The 21440-nt window shown below is 72.5% G+C and carries 15 protein-coding genes and 1 pseudogene; 15 read left to right on the top strand and 1 reads right to left on the bottom strand.

All coding sequences use genetic code 11. The features are described from left to right. Positions 1 to 4: 4 nt before the first annotated feature. Complete coding sequence (locus ACIF6L_RS31155) at positions 5 to 2125, top strand: ATP-dependent DNA helicase (protein WP_380391678.1); 2121 nt, start codon at positions 5 to 7, stop codon at positions 2123 to 2125. Positions 2126 to 2227: 102 nt separating this feature from the next. Here ACIF6L_RS31155 and lexA read toward each other — a convergent pair. Then, positions 2228 to 2899: pseudogene (lexA, locus tag ACIF6L_RS31150) on the bottom strand (transcriptional repressor LexA); the annotation flags it as partial. A gap of 551 nt (positions 2900 to 3450) precedes the next feature. Between lexA and nrdR the strand changes: the two are divergent. The 14 genes from nrdR (at position 3451) to ACIF6L_RS31080 (ending at position 21427) form a co-directional block, all read left to right on the top strand. Further along, complete coding sequence (gene nrdR, locus ACIF6L_RS31145; RefSeq protein WP_329489838.1) at positions 3451 to 3948, top strand: transcriptional regulator NrdR; 498 nt, start codon at positions 3451 to 3453, stop codon at positions 3946 to 3948. A 309-nt stretch (positions 3949 to 4257) separates the two neighbouring features. Beyond that, on the top strand, positions 4258 to 7149 hold the full coding sequence (locus tag ACIF6L_RS31140) for a vitamin B12-dependent ribonucleotide reductase (RefSeq protein WP_329489839.1): 2892 nt from the start codon (positions 4258 to 4260) through the stop codon (positions 7147 to 7149). A gap of 221 nt (positions 7150 to 7370) precedes the next feature. After that, positions 7371 to 7616: an RNA polymerase subunit sigma-70 gene (locus ACIF6L_RS31135; RefSeq protein WP_396490820.1), complete on the top strand. Its 246-nt coding sequence runs from the start codon at positions 7371 to 7373 to the stop codon at positions 7614 to 7616. Positions 7617 to 7619: 3 nt separating this feature from the next. After that, positions 7620 to 8186 carry a Clp protease N-terminal domain-containing protein gene (locus ACIF6L_RS31130; RefSeq protein ID WP_396490821.1) on the top strand — a complete coding sequence of 189 codons (567 nt, stop codon included), beginning with the start codon at positions 7620 to 7622 and terminating at the stop codon, positions 8184 to 8186. A gap of 229 nt (positions 8187 to 8415) precedes the next feature. Then, complete coding sequence (locus tag ACIF6L_RS31125) at positions 8416 to 10230, top strand: sensor histidine kinase (protein WP_396490822.1); 1815 nt, start codon at positions 8416 to 8418, stop codon at positions 10228 to 10230. After that, entirely contained in the window at positions 10230 to 10682 is a 453-nt protein-coding gene (locus tag ACIF6L_RS31120) for a roadblock/LC7 domain-containing protein (RefSeq protein ID WP_396490823.1), read from the top strand. The genes ACIF6L_RS31125 and ACIF6L_RS31120 overlap by 1 nt, the downstream gene beginning before the upstream one ends. Beyond that, complete coding sequence (locus ACIF6L_RS31115) at positions 10679 to 11047, top strand: DUF742 domain-containing protein (RefSeq protein WP_396490824.1); 369 nt, start codon at positions 10679 to 10681, stop codon at positions 11045 to 11047. The genes ACIF6L_RS31120 and ACIF6L_RS31115 overlap by 4 nt, the downstream gene beginning before the upstream one ends. Next, positions 11028 to 11747, top strand: coding sequence for a GTP-binding protein (locus ACIF6L_RS31110; protein ID WP_396490825.1), 720 nt, complete (start codon positions 11028 to 11030; stop codon positions 11745 to 11747). Before ACIF6L_RS31115 ends, ACIF6L_RS31110 begins: the two co-directional genes overlap by 20 nt. Continuing rightward, entirely contained in the window at positions 11744 to 12988 is a 1245-nt protein-coding gene (locus ACIF6L_RS31105) for a cytochrome P450 (RefSeq protein ID WP_329489846.1), read from the top strand. The genes ACIF6L_RS31110 and ACIF6L_RS31105 overlap by 4 nt, the downstream gene beginning before the upstream one ends. 183 nt (positions 12989 to 13171) lie before the next feature. Further along, positions 13172 to 14377 (top strand): cytochrome P450, encoded by a 1206-nt coding sequence (locus ACIF6L_RS31100; RefSeq protein ID WP_329489847.1) that lies wholly within the window; start codon positions 13172 to 13174, stop codon positions 14375 to 14377. A 245-nt stretch (positions 14378 to 14622) separates the two neighbouring features. Next, positions 14623 to 16005, top strand: a complete 1383-nt coding sequence (locus ACIF6L_RS31095; protein WP_359806468.1) for an ABC transporter substrate-binding protein — start codon at positions 14623 to 14625, stop codon at positions 16003 to 16005. Between the two features lie 139 nt (positions 16006 to 16144). After that, complete coding sequence (locus ACIF6L_RS31090; RefSeq protein WP_359806465.1) at positions 16145 to 17152, top strand: sugar ABC transporter permease; 1008 nt, start codon at positions 16145 to 16147, stop codon at positions 17150 to 17152. Beyond that, positions 17149 to 18183 carry a carbohydrate ABC transporter permease gene (locus ACIF6L_RS31085; protein WP_396490826.1) on the top strand — a complete coding sequence of 345 codons (1035 nt, stop codon included), beginning with the start codon at positions 17149 to 17151 and terminating at the stop codon, positions 18181 to 18183. The genes ACIF6L_RS31090 and ACIF6L_RS31085 overlap by 4 nt, the downstream gene beginning before the upstream one ends. 97 nt (positions 18184 to 18280) lie before the next feature. Further along, on the top strand, positions 18281 to 21427 hold the full coding sequence (locus ACIF6L_RS31080; protein WP_396490827.1) for an Ig-like domain-containing protein: 3147 nt from the start codon (positions 18281 to 18283) through the stop codon (positions 21425 to 21427). The last annotated feature ends 13 nt before the right edge of the window (positions 21428 to 21440 follow it).

The raw sequence follows: 21440 nt of genomic DNA, 5'->3' as shown, positions 1-21440 counted from the left end.
GGTCATGACGAACGACTCCGAATCCCAGCTCCCCGCCGACGACGAGGCCGACGGGTCGGCCGCCGCCGGCGCGGTCGAGGCCGTCCCGCGGGCCCAGCTCCCCGAGCTGCTGCACGCCGCCGTGGCCGCCGTCGGCGGCGTCGAGCGCCCCGGCCAGGTCAGGATGGCCGAGGCCGTCGCCGACGCCGTCGACAACGGCGAGCACCTGCTGGTGCAGGCCGGCACCGGCACCGGCAAGTCCCTCGCCTACCTGGTGCCGGCCCTCGCCCACGGGGACCGCGTGGTGGTCGCCACGGCCACCCTGGCGCTCCAACGCCAGCTGGTCGAGCGGGACTTGCCGCGGACGGTGGAGGCGCTGCACCCGGTGCTGCGCCGCCGTCCGCTGTTCGCGATGCTCAAGGGCCGCTCCAACTACCTCTGCCTGCACCGGGCCAACGAGGGCACCCCGAGCGAGGAGGGCGAGGGCCTCTTCGATCCGGTGGACGCCCTCGGCGGCCCCACCGGCAAGCTCGGCCAGGACGTCCTGCGGCTGCGCGAGTGGGCGGACGAGACGGAGACCGGCGACCGGGACGACATGAGCCCCGGCGTCTCCGACAAGGCCTGGGCCCAGCTCTCGGTCACCTCCAAGGAGTGCCTGGGCGCCACCCGCTGCGCGTACGGGCAGGAGTGCTTCGCCGAGAAGGCGCGGGAGCGCGCCAAGCTGGCGGACGTCGTGGTCACCAACCACGCGATGCTGGCGATCGACGCCATCGAGGGCGCGCCGGTGCTGCCGGAGCACGAGCTGCTGATCGTCGACGAGGCGCACGAGCTGGTCAACCGGGTCACCGGCGCGGCCACCGCCGAGCTGACCGTCGGCGCGGTCAACCGGGCGGTCAAGCGCGCGGCCAGGCTGGCGAACGAGAAGGCGGTGGACGCCCTCCAGGGGGCCGCGGAGAACTACCACGGCCTGATGGAGACCGCCCAGCCCGGCCGGGTCGAGGAGCTGCCCGAGTACCTGGCGTACGCGGTCACCGCGATCCGGGACGCCAGCCGGCAGGTGATCACCTCGCTCGGCGAGACGCGGGACAAGGCGCTCACCGACGAGGACGCGGTGCGCAAGCAGGCGATGGCCTCCGCCGAGGCGCTGCACGAGACGGCCGAGCGGCTGCTGGCCGACTCCGAGTACGACGTGGTCTGGATCGAGCGCAGCGACCGGTACGGCCTGGGCACCGCCTCGCTGCGGGTCGCCCCGCTGAGCGTCTCCGGGCTGCTGCGGGAGGGCCTCTACAAGGAGCGCTCGGTGGTGCTCACCTCCGCCACGCTGAAGCTCGGCGGGGACTTCACCGGCGTCGCCGCCTCGGTCGGCCTGCCCTCGGAGGCCCGGCTGCCGGACCAGCGCACCGAGGGCGACGCCCCCGAGGCCGCCTTCGGCGAGGACGCGGTGCCGCACTGGCGCGGCATCGACGTCGGCTCGCCGTTCAAGTACCCCAAGCAGGGCATCCTCTACGTCGCCCGGCACCTGGCCGACCCGGGGCGGGACCCGGAGCGCCCCGACATGCTGGACGAACTCGCCGAGCTGATCGGCGCGGCCGGCGGGCGCACGCTCGGCCTGTTCTCCTCGATGCGCGGCGCCCAGGCCGCCGCCGAGGCGATGCGCGAGCGGCTGGACAACCGGATCCTGCTCCAGGGCGAGGACACCCTGGGTGAGCTGATCCGCGAGTTCGCCTCGGACGCGACCACCTGCCTGTTCGGCACGCTCTCGCTCTGGCAGGGCGTGGACGTGCCCGGCTCGGCCTGCCAGCTGGTGGTGATGGACCGGATCCCGTTCCCGCGCCCGGACGACCCGCTGATGAGCGCCCGCCAGCGGGACGTCGAACAGCGCGGCGGGAACGGCTTCATGGCCGTCGCGGCCACCCATGCCGCGCTGCTGATGGCGCAGGGCGCGGGCCGGCTGGTCCGCGCGGCGGACGACCGCGGTGTGGTGGCGGTGCTGGACCCGCGGGTGGAGACCAAGCGGTACGGGAGCTTCTTCCGCTCCTCGATGCCGGAGTTCTGGTACACCACCGATCGCAACCAGGTGCGCCGCTCACTGGCGGCGATCGACGCCTCCGCGGCGCCGGTGCGGCCGGTGGTCAAGCGGGGCTGAGGCGTTGGTCGCCCCGAGAGGCGGCCGCCGCCCGGGCACACCGGAGGGGCTCCCCGCACCGTGCGGTGGAGCCCCTTCCCGGTGGGCGCCGTACCGGGCGGCTCAGAGGCGGCGCAGCACGGCGACGACCTTGCCCAGGATGGTCGCGTTGTCACCGTTGATCGGCTCGTACGCCGGGTTGTGCGGCATCAGCCAGATCCGGCCGTCCTCGCGCTTGAGGCGCTTCACGGTCGCCTCGCCGTCGATCATCGCGGCGACGATGTCGCCGTTCTCGGCGACCGGCTGGCGGCGGACGGTCACCCAGTCGCCGTCGCAGATGGCGGCCTCGATCATCGAGTCGCCACGCACGGTCAGCGCGAACAGCTCACCCTCGCCGACCAGCTGGCGCGGCAGCGGGAAGACGTCCTCGACGGTCTGCTCGGCCAGGATCGGGCCGCCGGCGGCGATCCGCCCGACCAGTGGCACGTACGAGGTGGACGGACGCCCGGCCGTCTCGGCGGTGTTGGGGCGGGCCACCTCGACGCCGCGGACCTCGTAGGCGCGCGGGCGGTGCGGATCCCGGCGCAGGAAGCCCTTGCGCTCCAGGGCCATCAGCTGGTGGGCGACCGAGGAGGTGCTGGACAGGCCGACGGCCTGGCCGATCTCCCGCATGGACGGCGGGTAGCCGCGGCGCTGGACCGAGTCCCGGATGACCTCGATCACCCGCCGCTGGCGCTCGGTCAGCCCGGCCTCGTCCGTCCGGATGCCGGGGGGGCGGCCGGGCAGCGAGCGCGCGGGGACCGGGTGGCTGTCGTCCAGGACGGCGGCGTGCTCGATCGGCTGGTCGGGAACGCGGCCCGGATGGGAAATGGCCTGGCCGGAGAGGCGGTGTTCTTCGCTACGGTCCATGCTGTCCACACTCTGCTGATTCGTGGTGCGCTGCCCCACCTTGAGCTGGGAGTGTTCCTGCACCGGGATGGTGTTGCTTTCGATCGTGTTCACGGCGGCCCCTCTCGACGGCTGTCCTCTCCCCTTTTCCAGCCCAACGGCACCTCCTATCGAAAGGTTGCGCCAAACACACGTTCGAGTGAATTATTCGGGAGTTGGCTGACTCGATCAAGGCTTTGTTGTACATCGCTTAAATGTTCGACTCGAACGCGACTCCGGCAGTCTAATCGGCGCCGACACGCCAGGGGTGTCGCTTCCCCCCTGGACCCACATGTAGTGGTTACAGTCCTCTCCGGGCCCAGTACTAGTGGTCACGTCGCATGATCCGCTTGGCGGTGCCGGGTCCTCATCGCATAGACTCGACCAGTCCGCACGTCCTGCCCGGGAGGGATCTTCAGGTGCACTGCCCCTTCTGCCGGCACTCCGACAGCCGCGTCGTCGACAGCCGGACCACTGAAGACGGCAGCTCGATCCGCCGTCGCCGGCAGTGCCCGGACTGCGGCCGCCGTTTCACCACGGTGGAGACGGCCGCACTGATGGTCATCAAGCGCAGCGGCGTCACCGAGCCGTTCTCCCGGGAGAAGGTCATCTCCGGAGTCCGCAAGGCCTGTCAGGGCCGCCCGGTCACCGAGGACGCGCTCGCCCAGCTCGGCCAGAAGGTCGAGGAGTGCGTGCGGGCCACCGGCAAGTCCGAGCTGACCACCCACGACGTGGGGCTGGCCATACTCGGACCGCTCAAGGAACTCGACGTCGTCGCCTTCCTGCGCTTCGCCAGCGTCTACCAGGCGTACGACGGACTGGAAGACTTCGAGGCCGCCATCGCGGAGCTCCGCGCCGAGCGGCCCGTCCCCGAGGCGGACGGCGCCTGCGTGCCCGTCGCCGCCGCCGCGCCCTAGGAGGCCGGCTCCGCACCACCGGCCCCTCGGGGCCTTTCGTCCCACACCAGCCACACCAGCCGCACCGGCCCTTCGGGACCGCCAGCACCACACCGGCCCCTCGGGGCTCACAGCACCACATCAGCCGCATCAGCCACATGAGCCATACCGGCCCCTCGGGGTCGAGGCGTGCCCGGAAACGGCGCACAGAACACCACAAACCGTGCGGGTACAGGCAGGTCGTCGCCTGTCCGCACACCGGAAGACGAACCAGCGGTGCCCGGACTTTTCGGGGCACTTTGGGCGTTTGCCCAGGAGGAGGAGCGAGAAGTGACAGACACCACGAGCGGTTCCGCACGCGGGTCGAAGTCCGACAAGACCGTGACCAAGGGCGCCGGCAAGGCCCCCAAGGGCGGCCTGCGGATCGAGCGCATCCACACCACCCCTGGCGTACACCCCTACGACGAGGTCCGCTGGGAGCGGCGTGACGTCGTCATGACCAACTGGCGCGACGGCTCGATCAACTTCGAGCAGCGCGGCGTGGAGTTCCCCGACTTCTGGTCGGTCAACGCCGTCAACATCGTCACGTCCAAGTACTTCCGCGGCGCCGTGGGCACCCCGCAGCGCGAGTGGAGCCTCAAGCAGATCATCGACCGCGTGGTGCTCACCTACCGCGCCGCCGGCGAGAAGAACGGTTACTTCACCACCCCCGGTGACGCCGAGACCTTCGAGCACGAGCTGACCTACGCCCTCCTCCACCAGGTGTTCAGCTTCAACTCGCCGGTCTGGTTCAACGTCGGCACCAAGCAGCCCCAGCAGGTCAGCGCCTGCTTCATCCTGGCCGTCGACGACTCCATGGAGTCGATCCTCGACTGGTACAAGGAAGAGGGCATGATCTTCAAGGGCGGCTCCGGCGCCGGCCTGAACCTCTCCCGGATCCGCTCCTCCAAGGAACTGCTCTCCTCCGGCGGCAACGCCTCCGGCCCGGTCTCCTTCATGCGCGGCGCCGACGCCTCCGCCGGCACCATCAAGTCCGGTGGCGCCACCCGCCGGGCGGCCAAGATGGTCGTGCTGGACGTCGACCACCCGGACGTCGAGGCCTTCATCGAGACCAAGGTGAAGGAGGAGGAGAAGATCCGCGCCCTGCGCGACGCGGGCTTCGACATGGACCTCGGCGGCGACGACATCGCCTCCGTGCAGTACCAGAACGCCAACAACTCGGTCCGGGTCAACGACGAATTCATGACCGCCGTCGAGAACGGCACCGAATTCGGCCTGCGCGCCCGGATGACCGGCGAGGTCATCGAGACCGTCGACGCGAAGAAGCTCTTCCGCAAGATGGCCGAGGCCGCCTGGGCCTGCGCCGACCCGGGCATCCAGTACGACACCACCATCAACCGCTGGCACACCTGCCCGGAGTCCGGCCGCATCAACGCGTCCAACCCCTGCTCCGAGTACATGCACCTGGACAACTCCAGCTGCAACCTGGCCTCGCTCAACCTGATGAAGTTCCTGCGCGACGACGACTCGTTCGACGCCGAGCGCTTCGCCAAGGTCGTCGAGCTGGTCATCACCGCGATGGACATCTCCATCTGCTTCGCCGACTTCCCGACCGAGAAGATCGGCGAGACCACCCGCGCCTACCGCCAGCTCGGCATCGGCTACGCCAACCTCGGCGCCCTGCTGATGGCCACCGGCCACGCCTACGACAGCGAGGGCGGCCGCGCCCTGGCCGGCGCCATCACCTCGCTGATGACCGGCACCGCCTACCGCCGCGGCGCCGAACTCGCCGGCGTGGTCGGCCCGTACGACGGCTACGCCCGCAACGCGGCCCCGCACCGGCAGGTCATGAAGCAGCACGCGGACGCCTCGGTCGCCGCCGTCGCGGTCGACGAGCTGGACGCCCCGGTCTGGGCCGCCGCCACCGAGACCTGGCAGGACGTGCTGCGCCTCGGCGAGCAGAACGGCTTCCGCAACGCCCAGGCCTCGGTGCTCGCCCCGACCGGCACCATCGGCCTGATGATGGACTGCGACACCACCGGCGTCGAGCCCGACCTGGCACTGGTCAAGTTCAAGAAGCTCGTCGGCGGCGGCTCGATGCAGATCGTCAACGGCACCGTGCCGCGCGCCCTGAAGCGCCTCGGCTACCAGGACGAGCAGATCGAGGCGATCGTCGCCCACATCGCCGAGCACGGCAACGTGGTGGACGCGCCCGGCCTGAAGACCGAGCACTACGAGGTCTTCGACTGCGCGATGGGCGAGCGTTCCATCTCCCCGATGGGGCACGTGCGGATGATGGCGGCGATCCAGCCGTGGATCTCCGGCGCCATCTCCAAGACCGTCAACATGCCCGCCGCGGCGACCGTCGAGGACGTCGAGGAGATCTACTTCGAGGCCTGGAAGATGGGCGTCAAGGCGCTCGCCATCTACCGCGAGAACTCGAAGGTCGGCCAGCCGCTGTCGGCCAAGAAGAAGTCCGGCGACGCGAAGGCCGAGACCGAGGCGGCCCCGGCCGCCGCGGTCGAGAAGATCGTCGAGTACCGCCCGGTCCGCAAGCGCCTGCCCAAGGGCCGCCCGGGCATCACCACCTCCTTCACGGTCGGTGGCGCCGAGGGCTACATGACGGCCAACTCCTACCCGGACGACGGCCTCGGCGAGGTCTTCCTGAAGATGTCCAAGCAGGGCTCGACCCTCGCGGGCATGATGGACGCCTTCTCGATCGCCGTCTCGGTCGGCCTGCAGTACGGCGTGCCGCTGGAGACGTACGTCTCGAAGTTCACCAACATGCGCTTCGAGCCGGCCGGTCTGACCGACGACCCGGACGTGCGGATGGCGCAGTCGATCGTCGACTACATCTTCCGCCGCCTGGCGCTGGACTTCCTGCCGTTCGAGACCCGTTCCGCGCTCGGCATCCACTCCGTCGAGGAACGCCAGCGCCACCTGGAGACGGGCTCCTACGAGCCGCTGGAGGCCGAGGAGCTGGACACCGAGACCCTGGCGCAGTCCGCGCCGGTGGCCCCGGCGGCTCCGGCCGCCCCGGTGGCCAAGCCCGCACCGGCCGTCGAGGCCCCGCGCAGGGCCCACAACTCGACGGAGCTGATGGAGATCCAGCTCGGCCTCAACGCCGACGCGCCGCTCTGCTTCTCCTGCGGCACCAAGATGCGCCGCGCCGGCAGCTGCTACCTCTGCGAGGGCTGCGGCTCCACCAGCGGCTGCAGCTGATCCGGCCGCCGTGCCGGCCCGGTGCCGGATGACAGCCTGAGCGGCTGAGTTCCGCGAGGCGGGGCGAGGACCTTTCGAGGTCCTCGCCCCGCCTTTTGCGTTGCCCGGACACCGGGGCGGCCCGGTCGGGCGCTCGTTGTTCGCGCGGTGGAGCGCTGCGGATCCCGGGGTAGCTGTCAACCAGGGTTGACACGCGATCGGCGTCAACCTAAGTTGACGGTATGAGCGAGAACGGAGAACTCGCGGCGGCCGCGAGCAGTCGGGATCCCGCGGTGGGGCTCCGGGCCGTGCGGGCGCTGCGCGACCTGGCCGATCGCCTGGAGGGCCTGCAGGTCGGGAACGCCCGCGAGCAGGGGTGGTCCTGGCAGGACATCGCGGTCTGTCTCGGGGTGACCAGGCAGGCGGTGCACAAGAAGTACGCCCGGCGGGGTGCCGGGGGTGCCGCGAGCGAGAAGGACGGAGGCTGAGCGATGTTCGAACGCTTCACCGACGATGCGCGGCAGGTGGTCGGCCAGGCGGGCCGGGAGGCGGCGCAGCTCCGGCACGGGCAGATCGGCACCGAGCACCTGCTGCTGGCCGTCGTGGCGATGCCGCACGATCCGTCGGCGGCCGTGCTGGTCGAGGCGGGGCTGGACCACGCCGCCGTGCGGCGGGCGGTGCGCCGGCTGCTCGGCGGGGCCGACGACGCGCAGGCGCTGGCGGCGATCGGGGTCGATCTGGACGCCGTCCGGGAGGCCGTCGAGTCGGCGTTCGGGGAGGGGGCGCTGGACGCTCCGGCGGAGGGTGCGGAGGCGAGGCGGCGGGGCTGGTTCCGGGCCGAAGCCAAAGGCGGCCGGGTGCCGTTCACGCCCCGGGCGAAGAAGGTGCTGGAGCTGTCGCTGCGCGAGTCGCTCCGGCTGAAGTCCGGCCGCATCGGCGTCGGGCACCTGCTGCTCGGGGTGGTCCGGGAGGGGGAGGGGCTCGGCGCCAGGATCATCGCCGATCACGGGCTGGACTTCGCGGCACTGCGCCGGGCGGTGGATGCCACCTTGAGTTGATCGAGGTGCGACGGTGAGGTCGCCAATCGGTGCACGAGCCGTGAACGAATGATACTGGCCGTCAACTTGCCCATTGAGGGCAGGAGCTGAATGGATATGATCGGCCGAAAGCGTGAACCGATCAGCCGCCCGGAGACGTTTCACTACGTCGGCCGGGCGGTCGCGCGTTCGCCTGCCCCCGCTGTCGGCGTCCGCCCGTCGACGCCCGCCGCTGCCGAGGACCGCATCGATGAGAGAACGCACCAGCCCCGACGGCACGGCGCGCCGACGCCCGGCCCCGCGCACCGCGGCCCTCACCGCGGCGGCCGTACTGCTGGCGGGCGTCGCCGCCCCGGTGGCCGCGGGCCGGGCCCTGTCGGCGCACCAGCCGCTGACCGTGGCCGCGGTCTGCGCGGTCGCGGTGCTCTGGCTGATCGCGGTCGGACTGGCGGCGACCGCCACCGAGCGCGCCCGCCGACTGGCGGAGGAGCTCGCTGCGCAGCGGGAGGAGACCGGGGCGGCGCGCGCGCTGACCGCCGCGGCCGACGCCGCCGGGGCGAGCGCCCGCGAGCGGGCCGCCGCCGCCGACACGGCGCGGGAGGTGGCCCGGACCGCGCAGGCGGACGCCGAGGCCGAGGTGCTGGCCGCGCAGGCCGAGCTGGCCCGGGTGCGGACCGAACTGGAGGCCGAGCGGGCGGAGCGAGCCGCACTGGACCGGCTGGCCGGGTCCGTCCTGCCCGAGGTGGTGAAGAAGCTCCGGGACGGCGCGTCCGTGGACAGCGCGCTCGCGGCGCACCGCACGCACCCCCAGTACGCGCTGCTGCGGGCCCTCGCCGAGGAGATCGGCCGGGGCGAGCGGCTACGGGCCGCCGCCCTCGCGGTCTGCGCGACCGCCGCCGGGCGGGTCCAGGCACTCGCCACGAGCATGCACGCCGAGCTGCGCGAGATGCAGCACCGGCACGACGAGGAGGTCCTCGGCGACCTGCTGCGACTGGACCACTCCACGGCCCAGGCCGGCCGGATGGCCGACAGCATCGCCGTGCTCACCGGCGCCCGCTCGGGCCGGCGCTGGGCCAAGCCGATCGCGGTGGAGTCGGTGCTGCGCGGGGCGCTCGGCCGGATCGGCGCCTACCAGCGGGTCCGGCTGCACAACGCCAGCACGGCGGCCGTGGCCGGGTTCGCCGCCGAGGGCGTGATGCACGCGCTGGCCGAACTGCTGGACAACGCCACCAACTTCTCCGCCCCGCCGGCCGAGGTGCACGTCTACGTCGAGGAGGTGCCGGCCGGGCTGGCGGTCACCGTCGAGGACAGCGGCCTCGGGCTGAGCGAGAGCTGGCTGCGCCGGGCCGAGCGGGCCGTCTCCGCCGAGCCCCTGGACCTCACCACGCTCACCGCGGGGACGCGGCTCGGCCTCGCGGTGGTCGGCGCGCTGGCCCGCAAGTACGGGTTGCAGATCTCCTTCCGGCCGTCGGCGCGCGGTGGAACGGGGGTGGTGATGCTCATCCCGCAGCAGCTGGTGACGCACGCCGCGCCGGCGCCCGCTCCGGCGCCCGCCCCGGCCCGGGCGACGGCGCCCGCGCCGTCGCGCCTGGCGCTCACGCCCGCCGGCCCGCCGGCGCTGCCGCCGGCCAGGCCCGCCGCCGCGCCGTCGTCCGCTCCGGCGACCTCGTCCGCCCCGGCGCCGTCGTTCGGCGCGGTGCCGGTGGAGGTCGCCGACAGCGGTCTGCCGCAGCGCCGCCGCGGGCAGACGCTCGCCGCCACCGGTACCACCACCGCGGCACCGGCTCCGGCCGCCAAGTCCGTCCGTGCCGACGCGGTGAGCGCCGCCGCCCGGTTCGGCGCCTTCCGGCGCGCCGCCCAGCAGGCCGGGAACGGCAGCGCACCGGCCACGACCCCCGCACCGACCCCCGCACCGACCCCGAACCCCGCACCGGCCGCGACTCCCGCACCGGCCGCGACCCCCACGCCGGCCACGCCCCCCGCAAGGACCACGGACACCACGCCGACCGCACCGACCACGGACACCACGCCCGACGCCTCCCCCGTCACCGAGAAGGACTCCTGATGAGCAGCGTTATCGACCGTGACCTCGACTGGCTGTTGGAGAACCTGCTGACCGCCACCCCCGGCGCCCGGCACGCCCTGGTGCTCTCGGCCGACGGCCTCAGGCTCTGCCACACCGCCGGACTCGGCGCCGATCAGGCCGACCAGCTGGCCGCGATCGCCTCCGGGATGCAGAGCCTGGCGCACGGCGCCTCGATCGAGTTCGGCGACGGCAGCGGCGGCGTGCGGCAGTCGATGACCGAGTTCCACGGCGGCATCCTCTGCATCGTGGCGGCCGGCGAGGGCGCCCACCTCGCCGTGGTCACCGACGACGAGGCGGACGTGGGCGTGGTCGGCCACAACATGCACGGTCTGATCGAGCAGATCGGCGTCCACCTCAGTGCTCCGGCCCGCGACGACGCGGGCATCGGGGCGGATACGGACGCGGCGGTCCAAGAGAGCGCCCGGGTATGAGCGGGCGGCCGGTCCTGCCGGGCCGTGACGACGACCCGGACCGCCTCTACACCATCACCCGCGGCCGCAGCCGTTCCCCGGAGAACGCCTTCGACCTGGTCACCCTGATCGTCGCCGAGCGGGAGCCGGACCCGGGCATGCAGTCGGAGCACGCCCGCATCCTGCGGATGTGCGCGGCCCCGACCGCCGTCGTGGAGGTCGCCGCCGAGCTGGCGCTGCCGGTCTCGGCGGTGAAGATCCTCCTCGGGGACCTGCTGGAGTCCGGGGCGGTCACCGCCAGGCACCCCCGGTTCGCCCCCAACAAGGCCCGGCTGCCCGATCTCGACACGCTGAAGCAGGTGTTGCATGGACTCCAACAGCTCTGAGGCCCCCGGGCCCCGGCGCACCCCGCTGCGCGGTACCGCCGACAACGCGCTGAAGATCGTCGTGGTCGGCGGGTTCGGCGTCGGCAAGACCACCCTGGTCGGTGCGGTCAGCGAAATCCGTCCGCTGAACACCGAGGAGACCATGACCAAGGCGGGCGAGGGCATCGACGACCCCACGGGCTCCTGGGGCAAGCGCTCCACCACGGTCGCGTTCGACTTCGGCCGGATCACGCTCTCCGCGAGCCAGGTGCTGTACCTGTTCGGCGCGCCCGGGCAGGAGCGCTTCTGGTTCCTCTGGGACCGCCTGTTCAGCGGGGCGCTCGGCGCGGTCGTCCTGGTGGACACCCGGCGGCTGGAGGAGTCCTGGTACGCCATCGACCGGCTCGAACACCACGGCACGCCGTTCATCGTGGCCCGCAACAACTTCGGCGACCCGAGCCACAGCCTGGAGCAGGTGCGCGCGGCGCTCGACCTGCCCGCCGAGGTGCCGCTGGTGGACTGCGACGCGCGCGACCGGGAGTCGAGCAAGCAGGTCCTGATCGAGCTGGTCCGGCACCTGGCCGCCCGGGTGGAGGCCGGCAGCGGTCCGGCCGCCCGTCCGGAGGCCGCCCCGGCCGCCCCGGTTGCCCCGGTTGCCGTGTCCGCTGGCGCTGTCGCCGGCGCCACCCACCCGTCCCCGTACGAGGAGAGCACCCCGTGACCGAGCCCGCCGCCACCCCGCCGCCGGGCTGCCCGGCGCACGCCGGCGCCACCCCGCTGTACGGGCCGCGCTTCCAGACCGACCCGTCCCAGCTGTACCGCGAGCTGCGGGCCGCGCACGGTCCGGTGGCTCCGGTCGAGCTCGCCGGGGGTGTCCCCGCCTGGCTGGTCATCGGCTACCGGGAGCTGCAACTGGTGACCGGCCAGCCGCAGTTGTTCGGCCGGGACTCGACCCGCTGGAACGCCTGGGAGAGCATCCCCGAGGACTGGCCGCTGAAGCCGATGATGGCGCCGGTGCCGTCGATCCTGTACGCCGAGGGGGAGGAGCACGTCCGCCGCTCGCGGGCCGTCACAGACGCGCTGGCCGCCGTCGACCCGTACGAGCTGCGCAAGCACTGCGAGGAGATCGCCGACCGGCTGATCGACGGGTTCGCCGGGCGCGGTGAGGCCGAGCTGGTCGCCGAGTACGCGCACCGGATGCCGCTGCTGGTGCTCTGCCGGCTGCTCGGACTGAGCGAGGAGCAGGCGCCCGTCCTGATCGACGGGCTGCTGGCGATGCTGGACGGCGGGGCGGACGCCCCGGCCGGCGCGCAGCGGCTGCTCGGCGTGATGCTCGACCTGGTCCGGGAGAAGGCCGAGCGGCCGTCCGACGACCTGGCCTCGCGGATGCTGCTGCACGAGGCGGGCCTGGACCACGACGAGGTGATGCGGGACCTGCGCGTCCTGCTGATCGCCGGCCACCAGCCGTGCTCGTACTGGATCTCCAACGCGCTGCGGCTGATGCTCACCGACGAGCGCTTCGCCGCCTCGCTCTCCGGCGGCCGGCGCAGCATCAACCAGGCCCTGAACGAGGCGCTCTGGGAGGACACCCCGACGCAGATCTTCGCCGGGCGCTGGGCGGTCCGGGACACCCAGCTCGGCGGCCAGCGGATCGCCGCGGGGGACATGCTGCTGCTCGGCTTCGCGGGGGCGAACGCGGACCCGGCGGTGCGGCAGGCCGACGGCAGCCCGGCGGAGGGAAACCGGGCGCACATGAGCTACTCCTACGGCGAGCACGGGTGCCCGTTCCCGGCGCAGGAGGCGGCCGAGGTGATCGCCACCACGGCGATCGAGGTGCTGCTGGACCGCCTGCCGGACCTCCGGCTGGCGGTGGCCGAGCACGCGCTGGTGTGGCGGCCGTCGGCGTGGGTGCGCGGGCTGGTGGCACTGCCGGTGTCGTTCACCCCGGGCTACGCGGTCTGACACCCGGGGCCGCGCGGCCCCGGGCCCGCCGCGCCCGCCGGAACCCGCACCCCGGACCCGTACCCCGGAATCCCCACCCCGGAATCCGCACCCCGGACTCCCGTCGCGGCCCGGCAGCGAGGCGCCGGAACCCGCCGGCAGGACCACCGGACAGGAATCAGGAAGCCAAGGAGAGTTGTGCCGATGACCGCCCCGATAGCCCTCGACCCGCTGGCGCGCGACAACGCCGCCGAGGGCGCGCTGCTGCGCGCCGCCGGCCCGGCGGTGGCGGTGGAGCTGCCCGGCGGCGTCGCCGCCTGGGCGGTGACGCGGCACGCGGCCGCGCGCGACCTGCTGACCGACCCCCGGCTGGTGAAGGACGCCGCGCACTGGGCGGCCTACCAGCGCGGCGACGTGCCGAAGACGTGGCCGCTGATCGGCCTGGCCGTGCCCGGCCCGAGCATGGTGACCACCGACGGCGCCCGGCACCGGCGGCTGCGGACGCTGGTGGCGCAGGCGTTCACGCCGCGCCGGGTGGAGCTGATGCGCCCCCGGGTGCGGGAGATCACCGACGGCCTGCTGGACGTCCTGGCCGCGGGGGAGCGGGTGGTGGACCTCAAGTCGGTCTTCGCCTTCCCGCTGCCGATGACGGTGATCTGTTCGCTGCTGGGCGTTCCGGAGTCCGACCACGCCCTGCTGCGGGGGCTCTACGAGGAGTTCTTCGGCATCCGGCCCAACCCCGACGGCATCCAGGCGACCATCGCCGGGCTGAACGCCTTCGTGAACGAGTTGGTGGCGAAGCGCCGTTCGGAGCCCGGTGACGATCTGGCCAGTGCGCTGCTGGCGGCGGACGCCGAGGGCGGGGCGCTGAGCGACGCGGAGGCGGCGGCCACCCTGCGGGTGATCATCGCGGCGGGCCACGAGACCACGGTGAACCTGATCGGCAACGCCGTCCGGGCGCTGCTCGCCCACCCGGACCAGCTGGAGCTGGTCCGGGCCGGCACGGTGTCCTGGGACGCGGTGGTCGAGGAGTCGCTCCGGTGGACGCCGCCGACCAGCAACTTCCTGTTCCGGTTCGCCGCCGAGTCCATCGAGGTCGGCGAGGTCGTGATCCCGCGCGGCGAGCCGGTGCTGATCTCCTACAACGCGATCGGCCGGGATCCCGCCCAGCATGGGGTGACGGCCGAGCTGTTCGACATCACCAGGGACCCGAGCCGTCATCTCTCCTTCGGCCACGGTCCGCACGTCTGCCCGGGCTCGCCGCTGGCCCGGCTGGAGGCGGGGGTCGCGCTGCCGGCGCTGTTCGAGCGGTTCCCGGAGCTGTCCCTGGCGGTGCCCGACGAGGACCTGCGGCCGAGCCCCTCGCTGGTGGTCAACTCGCTGCGGGAGCTGCCGGTCCGGCTCTTCTGAGCACGCCCGGCGCCGGCCGGTTCCCCGTCCGCCCGGACGGGGAACCGGCCGGCGGGCGGGGCGGATCTCCGGGTCACAACTGGGGCACGTGCCGATGAAGGTCGAACGCGGACCTTGGCGGAGGGGGGCTGCTGCGTTAACGTCGTCAAACCGGCGGCCCGCCGCGTCCATGTCGATCTCCGGTACAGCGCAATGTCGTTCTGTCGTACTGCCGGCGCTCGTGCGCCCTGGCGAGGAGGACCGCATTGACCCCCACCCCGACCACGCCGTCCGCGAGGTCCCGCCGTCTGGTCGCCGTGCCCGCCCTGCTGGCGGCGCTGGCCCTGACCGCGGCCTGCTCCAACAGTTCGAGCTCCGGCGGCGGTTCGGGCGGCGGGGGCGAGACCCTGGCCGGTGACTGCGCCAAGTACCAGCCGTACGCCGGGCATTCCGGCACCACGGTGACGGTCTTCGCGTCGATCCTCAGCCCGGAGTCGGACAACCTGGAGAAGTCCTGGGCCGAGTTCGCCAAGTGCACGGGTATCAAGATCAGTTACGAGGGCTCCAACGACTTCGAGTCCCAGCTGCCGGTCCGGGTGACCGGCGGCAACGCCCCGGACTTCGCGATCATCCCGCAGCCCGGCCTGCTGGCCCAGATGGTCAAGAGCGGCAAGGTGGCCAAGCCCCCCGCGCAGACCGTCACCAACCAGGACAAGTGGAGCCCGGTCTGGAAGACCTACGGCTCGGTCAACGGCACCTTCTACGCGGCGCCGATGAGCGCCAACATGAAGTCCCTGGTCTGGTACTCGCCCAAGGCCTTCAAGCAGGCCGGCTACGAGGTGCCGCAGTCCTGGGCCGACCTGATGGCGCTCAGCGACCGGATCGCCAAGGCCGGTACCGCGAAGCCGTGGTGCGGCGGGATCGCCTCCGGGACGGCCACCGGCTGGCCGGCCACCGACTGGCTGGAGGAGGTGGTGCTGGGCTCGTACGGCGGCGAGGTGTACGACCAGTGGGTGAACCACCAGGTGAAGTTCTCCGACGAGAAGATCACCACCGCGATGCGGACCGTGGCGGACTGGATGCAGAACCCCGCCTGGGTCAACGGCGGGTACGGCGACGTGAAGTCGATCGCCACCACGACCTTCCAGGACGCGGGGGCCCCGGTCCTCACCGGCAAGTGCCTCATGCTCCAGCAGGCGTCCTTCTACAAGGCGCAGTGGCCCAAGGACACCAAGGTCGGCCCGGACGGCGACATCTTCGCCTTCCGCCTGCCGGCCGTGAACCCGCAGGTGGCCAGCCCGGTCGAGGGCGGTGGGGAGTTCGTGACGGCGTTCGCGAGCCGACCCGAGGTGCAGGCCGTGCAGAACTACCTGTCCAGCCCGGACTGGGCGAGCAGCCGGGTGAAGACCGCCACCGGCTGGGTCTCCGCCAACCAGGGCGTGGACAAGAGCCTGTACACCGATCCGATCGACCGGCTCTCCGCCGACGCGCTCACCGACCCGGCGGCGACCTTCCGGTTCGACGGCTCGGACCTGATGCCGGCCGCGGTCGGCGCCGGGCAGGAGTGGAAGTCGCTGACCGCCTGGTTCGCCGAGGGCCAGTCCATCCAGAAGACCGCCGCCGATATCGACGCGGCCTGGCCGCAGTAACGGGTCCGACCGCTACCGCGGCCCGGCCCCGGTAGCGGTCTCCCACCGCCAAGGACCACCTGTCGAGGGCGGTGCGGGGCCACCCACCCGCACCGCCCGCCCCTCCTTCCTGCCCGTGGCAGGGAAAGGACGCGCAGCCATGTCCCTCACCGCCACCGCGCTCGCCGACGGCGCCTGGGGCGACGCCGCCGTCAAGTTCGGCAACAGCTTCGGCGCCGTCGCCGGTTTCCTGGGCATCCTGCTGCTGGTCTTCCTGGTGGCCGGCCGGGCCTCCGGCCGGATCGCCCGCCCGCTGGCCGTCGGGGTCTTCCTCGGCCCGGCCGTCCTGCTGCTGCTCGTCGGCCTGGTCGCCCCGCTGGTCCGCACCGTCTACCTGAGCCTCTACAACGACGACAGCAGCCGCTTCGTGGGCGGCGAGAACTTCGGCTGGGCGTTCACCACCGACTCGGTCCAGAAGATCCTGGTCACCACCCTGCTGTGGCTGGTGGTGGCGCCGCTCGCGGCCACCGGTCTGGGGCTGGTGCTGGCGCTGCTGGTGGATCGGATGCGCGGCCAGGCGGTCTACAAGTCGCTGATCTTCATGCCGATGGCCATCTCGCTGGTCGGCGCCTCGATCATCTTCAAGTTCGTTTACGAGTCCCGCGACGCCGCCCAGTCGCAGATCGGCCTGCTCAGCCAGCTCGCCATCACGCTGGGCTGGGAGCACCCGCCGAACTGGATGCTCTCCCAGCCGCTCAACACCTTCCTGCTGATGGCGGTGATGGTCTGGGTGCAGACCGGCTTCGCGATGGTCGTCCTCTCGGCGGCGATCAAGGCGATCCCGGACGAGGTCACCGAGGCGGCCCGGCTGGACGGGGCGGGCGGGGCGCGGCTGTTCTGGTACGTCACGGTGCCGATGATCCGCACCACGGTGGTGGTCGTGCTCACCACGGTCATGATCACCACGCTCAAGGCCTTCGACATCGTCCGCACCATGACCGGCGGCAACTTCGGTACCCAGGTGCTGGCCAACGAGATGTACTCGCAGTCCTTCGTGCAGTTCAACACCGGGCGGGGCAGCGCGCTCGCGGTGATCCTCTTCCTCGCGGTGCTGCCCCTGGTGGCCTACAACATCCTCCAGCTGCGGAAGGAGCGCGGAGTCCGATGAGCGAGCACCGTCTGACCACGGGCCGGCGTCCGACCGGCGAGCGTCCGGCCACGGGCGGCCGGCGTCCGACCGGTGACCGGCGACCGTCGCGCGCGGGCCGGCGGGGCGGGCGCCGGCTGCCGGACGGGCGCCGGGGCCCGGTCCGGCAGGCGTTCACCAGCCCGCTCTCCTCGGTCTTCGTGATCGCGGTGACGGTGCTGTGGACCGTCCCGACCCTCGGGCTGCTCGCCACCTCGCTGCGGCCCAAGCAGGACGTCACCGCCGACGGCTGGTGGAACGTCTTCCTCCACCCGGACCTCGGCCTCTCCAACTACCACACCGTGCTGTTCGAGGGCGGCTCCGGCGTCTCCACCGGCCTGATGCCCTTCCTGGTCAACTCGCTGGCGATCAGTGTGCCGGCGACGCTCTTCCCGCTGGTGCTGGCCGCGATGGCCGCGTACGGCCTGGCCTGGGTGCGGTTCCGGGGCAGCGACACGGTGTTCTTCGTGGTGTTCGCGCTCCAGGTGGTGCCGATCCAGATGGCGCTGATCCCGCTGCTGCGGCTCTTCTCCGGCGGCGCGCACCTGGGTTCGCTGACCGTCGTCCCGGCGGTGGACTTCAAGGGCACCTACGCGCCGGTCTGGCTCGCGCACACCATGTTCGCGCTGCCGCTGGCGATCTTCCTGCTGCACAACTTCATCGCCCAGCTGCCGCGGGACCTGATGGAGGCGGCGGTAGTGGACGGCGCCTCGCACTTCAAGATCTTCCGGTCGATCGTGCTGCCGCTCTGCACGCCGGCGCTGGCCTCGTTCGCCATCTTCCAGTTCCTCTGGGTCTGGAACGACCTGCTGGTCGCGCTGACCTTCGCCGGGGGAACGCCCGAAGTGGCGCCGATGACCGTGCGGTTGGCCCAGCTCTCCGGCTCCTTCGGCGGCCGCTGGGAGCTGCTCACGGCCGGCGCGTTCCTGTCGATCGTCATCCCCCTGGCGGTCTTCTTCGGCCTCCAGCGGTACTTCGTCCGCGGCCTGCTGGCCGGTTCGGTCAAGGGATAGTCCCGATCGGCACGGGATGTGGCGGTTCCGTGGACACGGCCGGCGCCGAACCGGTACACCGATAGGGGCAGTTGGCCGAGGTGCGTGGGGGGCGGTCATGGCAGGTACAGGCATTCGCGCGGGCGTCGGAAGGCGTGGCAGGCTCGGGGGCCTGCTGGCCGCCCTCACCACCGCCGTGGCGGTGGTCGCCGGCCCGGCGGCCGCTCCGGCGGCGGCCGCCACGGTGACCCTGGGCAGTACGGCGGTCGGTCCGTCCACCGATTCCGGAGACTCGAACCACCTCAACGCGTCCCGGTACGTCACCGGCGCGGCCGGCGGTACGGTCAGCAGCGTCAGCGTCTACGTGGGCGCGGTGGACGCGGCGCCGAACAACCGGTTCCAGGCGGCGCTCTACCGCGACAACGGGGGCAGCCCGGGCGCACTGCTGGCCGGCAGCGCCACGGCGACGCTCACCGCCGACAGCTGGAACACCGTGCCGCTGACGGCTGACCTCACCGCGAACACCGCGTACTGGCTGGCCTACAACAGCAACGGCGGCAGCGCCGCCGTCAACAACCTGCGCTACAGCCCCGGCGGTACCAGCGTGTACGGCAACGGCGGCCGGGCGTTCGGCAGTTGGCCCGCCGACTTCGGCGCGGTGACGTCCAGCGGTCTCAGCTTCTCGATCTACGCGACCTACACCGCGGAGCAGACCCCGCCGACCCCGCCGCCGGGTGCCGGCCCGGGCGCCGAGGGTCCGATCCTGCTGGTGACCAGCCAGGCCAACCCGTACACCCGCTACCTGGCCGAGATCCTCAAGGCGGAGGGCCTCAACGACTACCGCACGGTGGACATCTCGGCGGTGACCGGCTCGGTGCTGGCCTCCGCCGACGTGGTGCTGCTGGGCGAGATGCCGCTCACCGCGGCGCAGGCCGCGCTGTTCACCACCTGGACCGACGGCGGCGGCCGGCTGGTGGCGATGCGCCCCGACAAGCAGCTCGCGCCGCTGTTCGGCCTGACCCCCACCGCCGGTACCCGCGCGGACGCCTACCTCAAGGTGGACACCTCCGCGGCCCCCGGCGCCGGGATCACCGGCGACACCATGGGCTACCACGGCGCCGCCGACCTCTACGCGCTCAACGGCGCCACCACCGTCGCCGCCCTGTACGCCGACGCCGCCACCGCGACCGCCAACCCGGCGGTCACGCTGCGGACGGCCGGCAGCGGGCGGGCCGCCGCCTTCAGCTACGACCTGGCCAGGTCGGTGGTGCAGACCCGGCAGGGCAACGCGGCCTGGGCCGGCCAGCAGCGGGACGGCACGGACGGCTACGAGGCCTCCGAGATGTTCTTCGGTACCGGAGGCCGGCCGGACTGGAACGACCTGGACAAGGTGCTGATCCCGATCGCCGACGAGCAGCAGCGGCTGCTGGCCAACCTGATCACCCTGCTCGACTCCGCCCGCAAGCCGCTGCCGCGCTTCTGGTACTTCCCGCGCGACGTCAAGGCCGTGGTGGTGATGACCGGGGACGACCACGGCGTCGGCGGCACGGCGGGCCGCTGGGACGGCTACACGGCGCAGAGCCCGCCCGGCTGCAGCGTCGCCAACTGGGAGTGCGTGCGCGGCTCCTCGTACATCTACACCGACGATCCGCTGACCCCGGCGCAGGCGCAGGCCTACACCGACCAGGGCTTCGAGGTGGGCGTCCACGTCACCACCAACTGCCGTCCCTGGGGCAGCGCCTCCGCCCTGCAGGGCTACTACGCCGACCAGTTGTCCAGCTGGCGGGCCAAGTACCCCTCGCTGCCGAACCCTTCGAGCAGCCGTACGCACTGCGTGGAGTGGGACGACTGGGCGACGCAGGCGAAGACCAAGCTGGCCAACGGCATCCGGCTCGACACCGACTACTACTTCTACCCCTCCAACTTCACCAAGGACCGCCCCGGTTACTTCAACGGCACCGGTCAGATCATGCGCTTCGCCGACACCGACGGCAGCGTGATCGACGAGTACCAGGCCACCACCCAGCTGACCGACGAGTCCGGCCAGTCCTACCCCGGCACCATCACCACGCTGCTCGACGCCGCCTACGGCGGCACGGGCTACTACGCGGCGCTGACCGCCAACATCCACACCGACTTCGCGGCCTCCGCCGCCTCGGACGCGATCATCACCGCCGCGAAGGCGCGCGGCGTCCCGGTGGTCTCCGGGCGGCAGATGCTCACCTGGCTGGACGGGCGCAACGGCTCGGCGTTCACCAAGCTGGCCTGGAACGGCGGCAGCCTGACCTTCGACATCACCGGCGGGGCCAACGGGCTGCGGGCGATGCTGCCCGTCTCCGCCGCCTCCGGCACGCTGACCGGCATCTCCTCGGGCGGCCGGAGCGTCCCGTACCGGATCGAGACGGTCAAGGGCGTGGCGTACGCGTTCTTCGACGGGGCGGTCGGCTCCTACACGGCTTCGTACGGCCGCGACACCACCCCGCCCGCCGTCACCGGGACGACCCCGGCCGGCGGTGCCACCGGGGTGGCGGCGGGGACGGCGGTGCGCTTCTCGTTCGGCGAGCCGCTGGACCAGGCGAGCGTGACGGCCTCCACGGTCACCCTGCGGACCGCCGCCGGCGCCGCCGTGGCCGGCTCGGTGGCGTACGACGGCGCCGCCAACGGCGTGGTCTTCACGCCGAGCGCCCCCCTGGCGCTGACCACCGGTTACACCGCGAGCGTCCAGGGGGTGCGGGACACCTCCGGCAACGCCCTGGCGAGCCCGTACGCGATCTCCTTCACCACCGGGGGAGCGCCGCCCAGGACGCTCGGCAACACGGTGGTGGGCTCGCTGATCGACGACACCGACTCCCACCACCTCAACGGCAGCCGGGTCACCACCGGGGCGTCCCCGGTGCCGCTCACCGCGCTGAGCGTGCACACCGGCCCGGTCAGCGCGGCGCCGAACAACCAGTACCAGCTGGCGGTCTACACCGACGCGGGCGGCTCGCCGGGCACCCTGGTCGCGGCGACCGGCAGCGGCACGCTGACCGCCAACGCCTGGAACACGCTCCCGGTCGGGCTCACGCTGAGCGCCGACACCGCGTACTGGCTGGTCTACAACAGCAACGGGACGGGTGCTTCGGTCAACAACATGAACTACTCCACCGGCCCGACCGGCTCGGGCGCCTACAGCAACGCGGTGGTGCCCTTCGGCACCTGGCCGGCTGAGTTCGGACCGGCGGTGAAGGACACGCTGCGGTACTCGCTCTACGGCTCCTACTGACGGCCCGACCCGC

The organism is Kitasatospora sp. NPDC086009 (genome assembly GCF_044540385.1).
Classification (GTDB): Bacteria; Actinomycetota; Actinomycetes; order Streptomycetales; family Streptomycetaceae; genus Kitasatospora.
The sequence above is the reverse complement of the archived record's forward strand: the minus strand, read 5'-3'. Positions and strand labels throughout refer to the sequence as shown.

Coding starts and splice junctions, on each gene's coding strand:
- ACIF6L_RS31110 (WP_396490825.1), top strand. CDS start 11,028: ATGGACTCCAACAGCTCTGAGGCCCCCGGGCCCCGGCGCACCCCGCTG.
- ACIF6L_RS31080 (WP_396490827.1), top strand. CDS start 18,281: ATGGCAGGTACAGGCATTCGCGCGGGCGTCGGAAGGCGTGGCAGGCTC.
- ACIF6L_RS31085 (WP_396490826.1), top strand. CDS start 17,149: ATGAGCGAGCACCGTCTGACCACGGGCCGGCGTCCGACCGGCGAGCGT.
- ACIF6L_RS31155 (WP_380391678.1), top strand. CDS start 5: ATGACGAACGACTCCGAATCCCAGCTCCCCGCCGACGACGAGGCCGAC.
- ACIF6L_RS31120 (WP_396490823.1), top strand. CDS start 10,230: ATGAGCAGCGTTATCGACCGTGACCTCGACTGGCTGTTGGAGAACCTG.
- ACIF6L_RS31125 (WP_396490822.1), top strand. CDS start 8,416: ATGAGAGAACGCACCAGCCCCGACGGCACGGCGCGCCGACGCCCGGCC.
- ACIF6L_RS31100 (WP_329489847.1), top strand. CDS start 13,172: ATGACCGCCCCGATAGCCCTCGACCCGCTGGCGCGCGACAACGCCGCC.
- ACIF6L_RS31090 (WP_359806465.1), top strand. CDS start 16,145: ATGTCCCTCACCGCCACCGCGCTCGCCGACGGCGCCTGGGGCGACGCC.
- ACIF6L_RS31115 (WP_396490824.1), top strand. CDS start 10,679: ATGAGCGGGCGGCCGGTCCTGCCGGGCCGTGACGACGACCCGGACCGC.
- ACIF6L_RS31130 (WP_396490821.1), top strand. CDS start 7,620: ATGTTCGAACGCTTCACCGACGATGCGCGGCAGGTGGTCGGCCAGGCG.
- ACIF6L_RS31135 (WP_396490820.1), top strand. CDS start 7,371: ATGAGCGAGAACGGAGAACTCGCGGCGGCCGCGAGCAGTCGGGATCCC.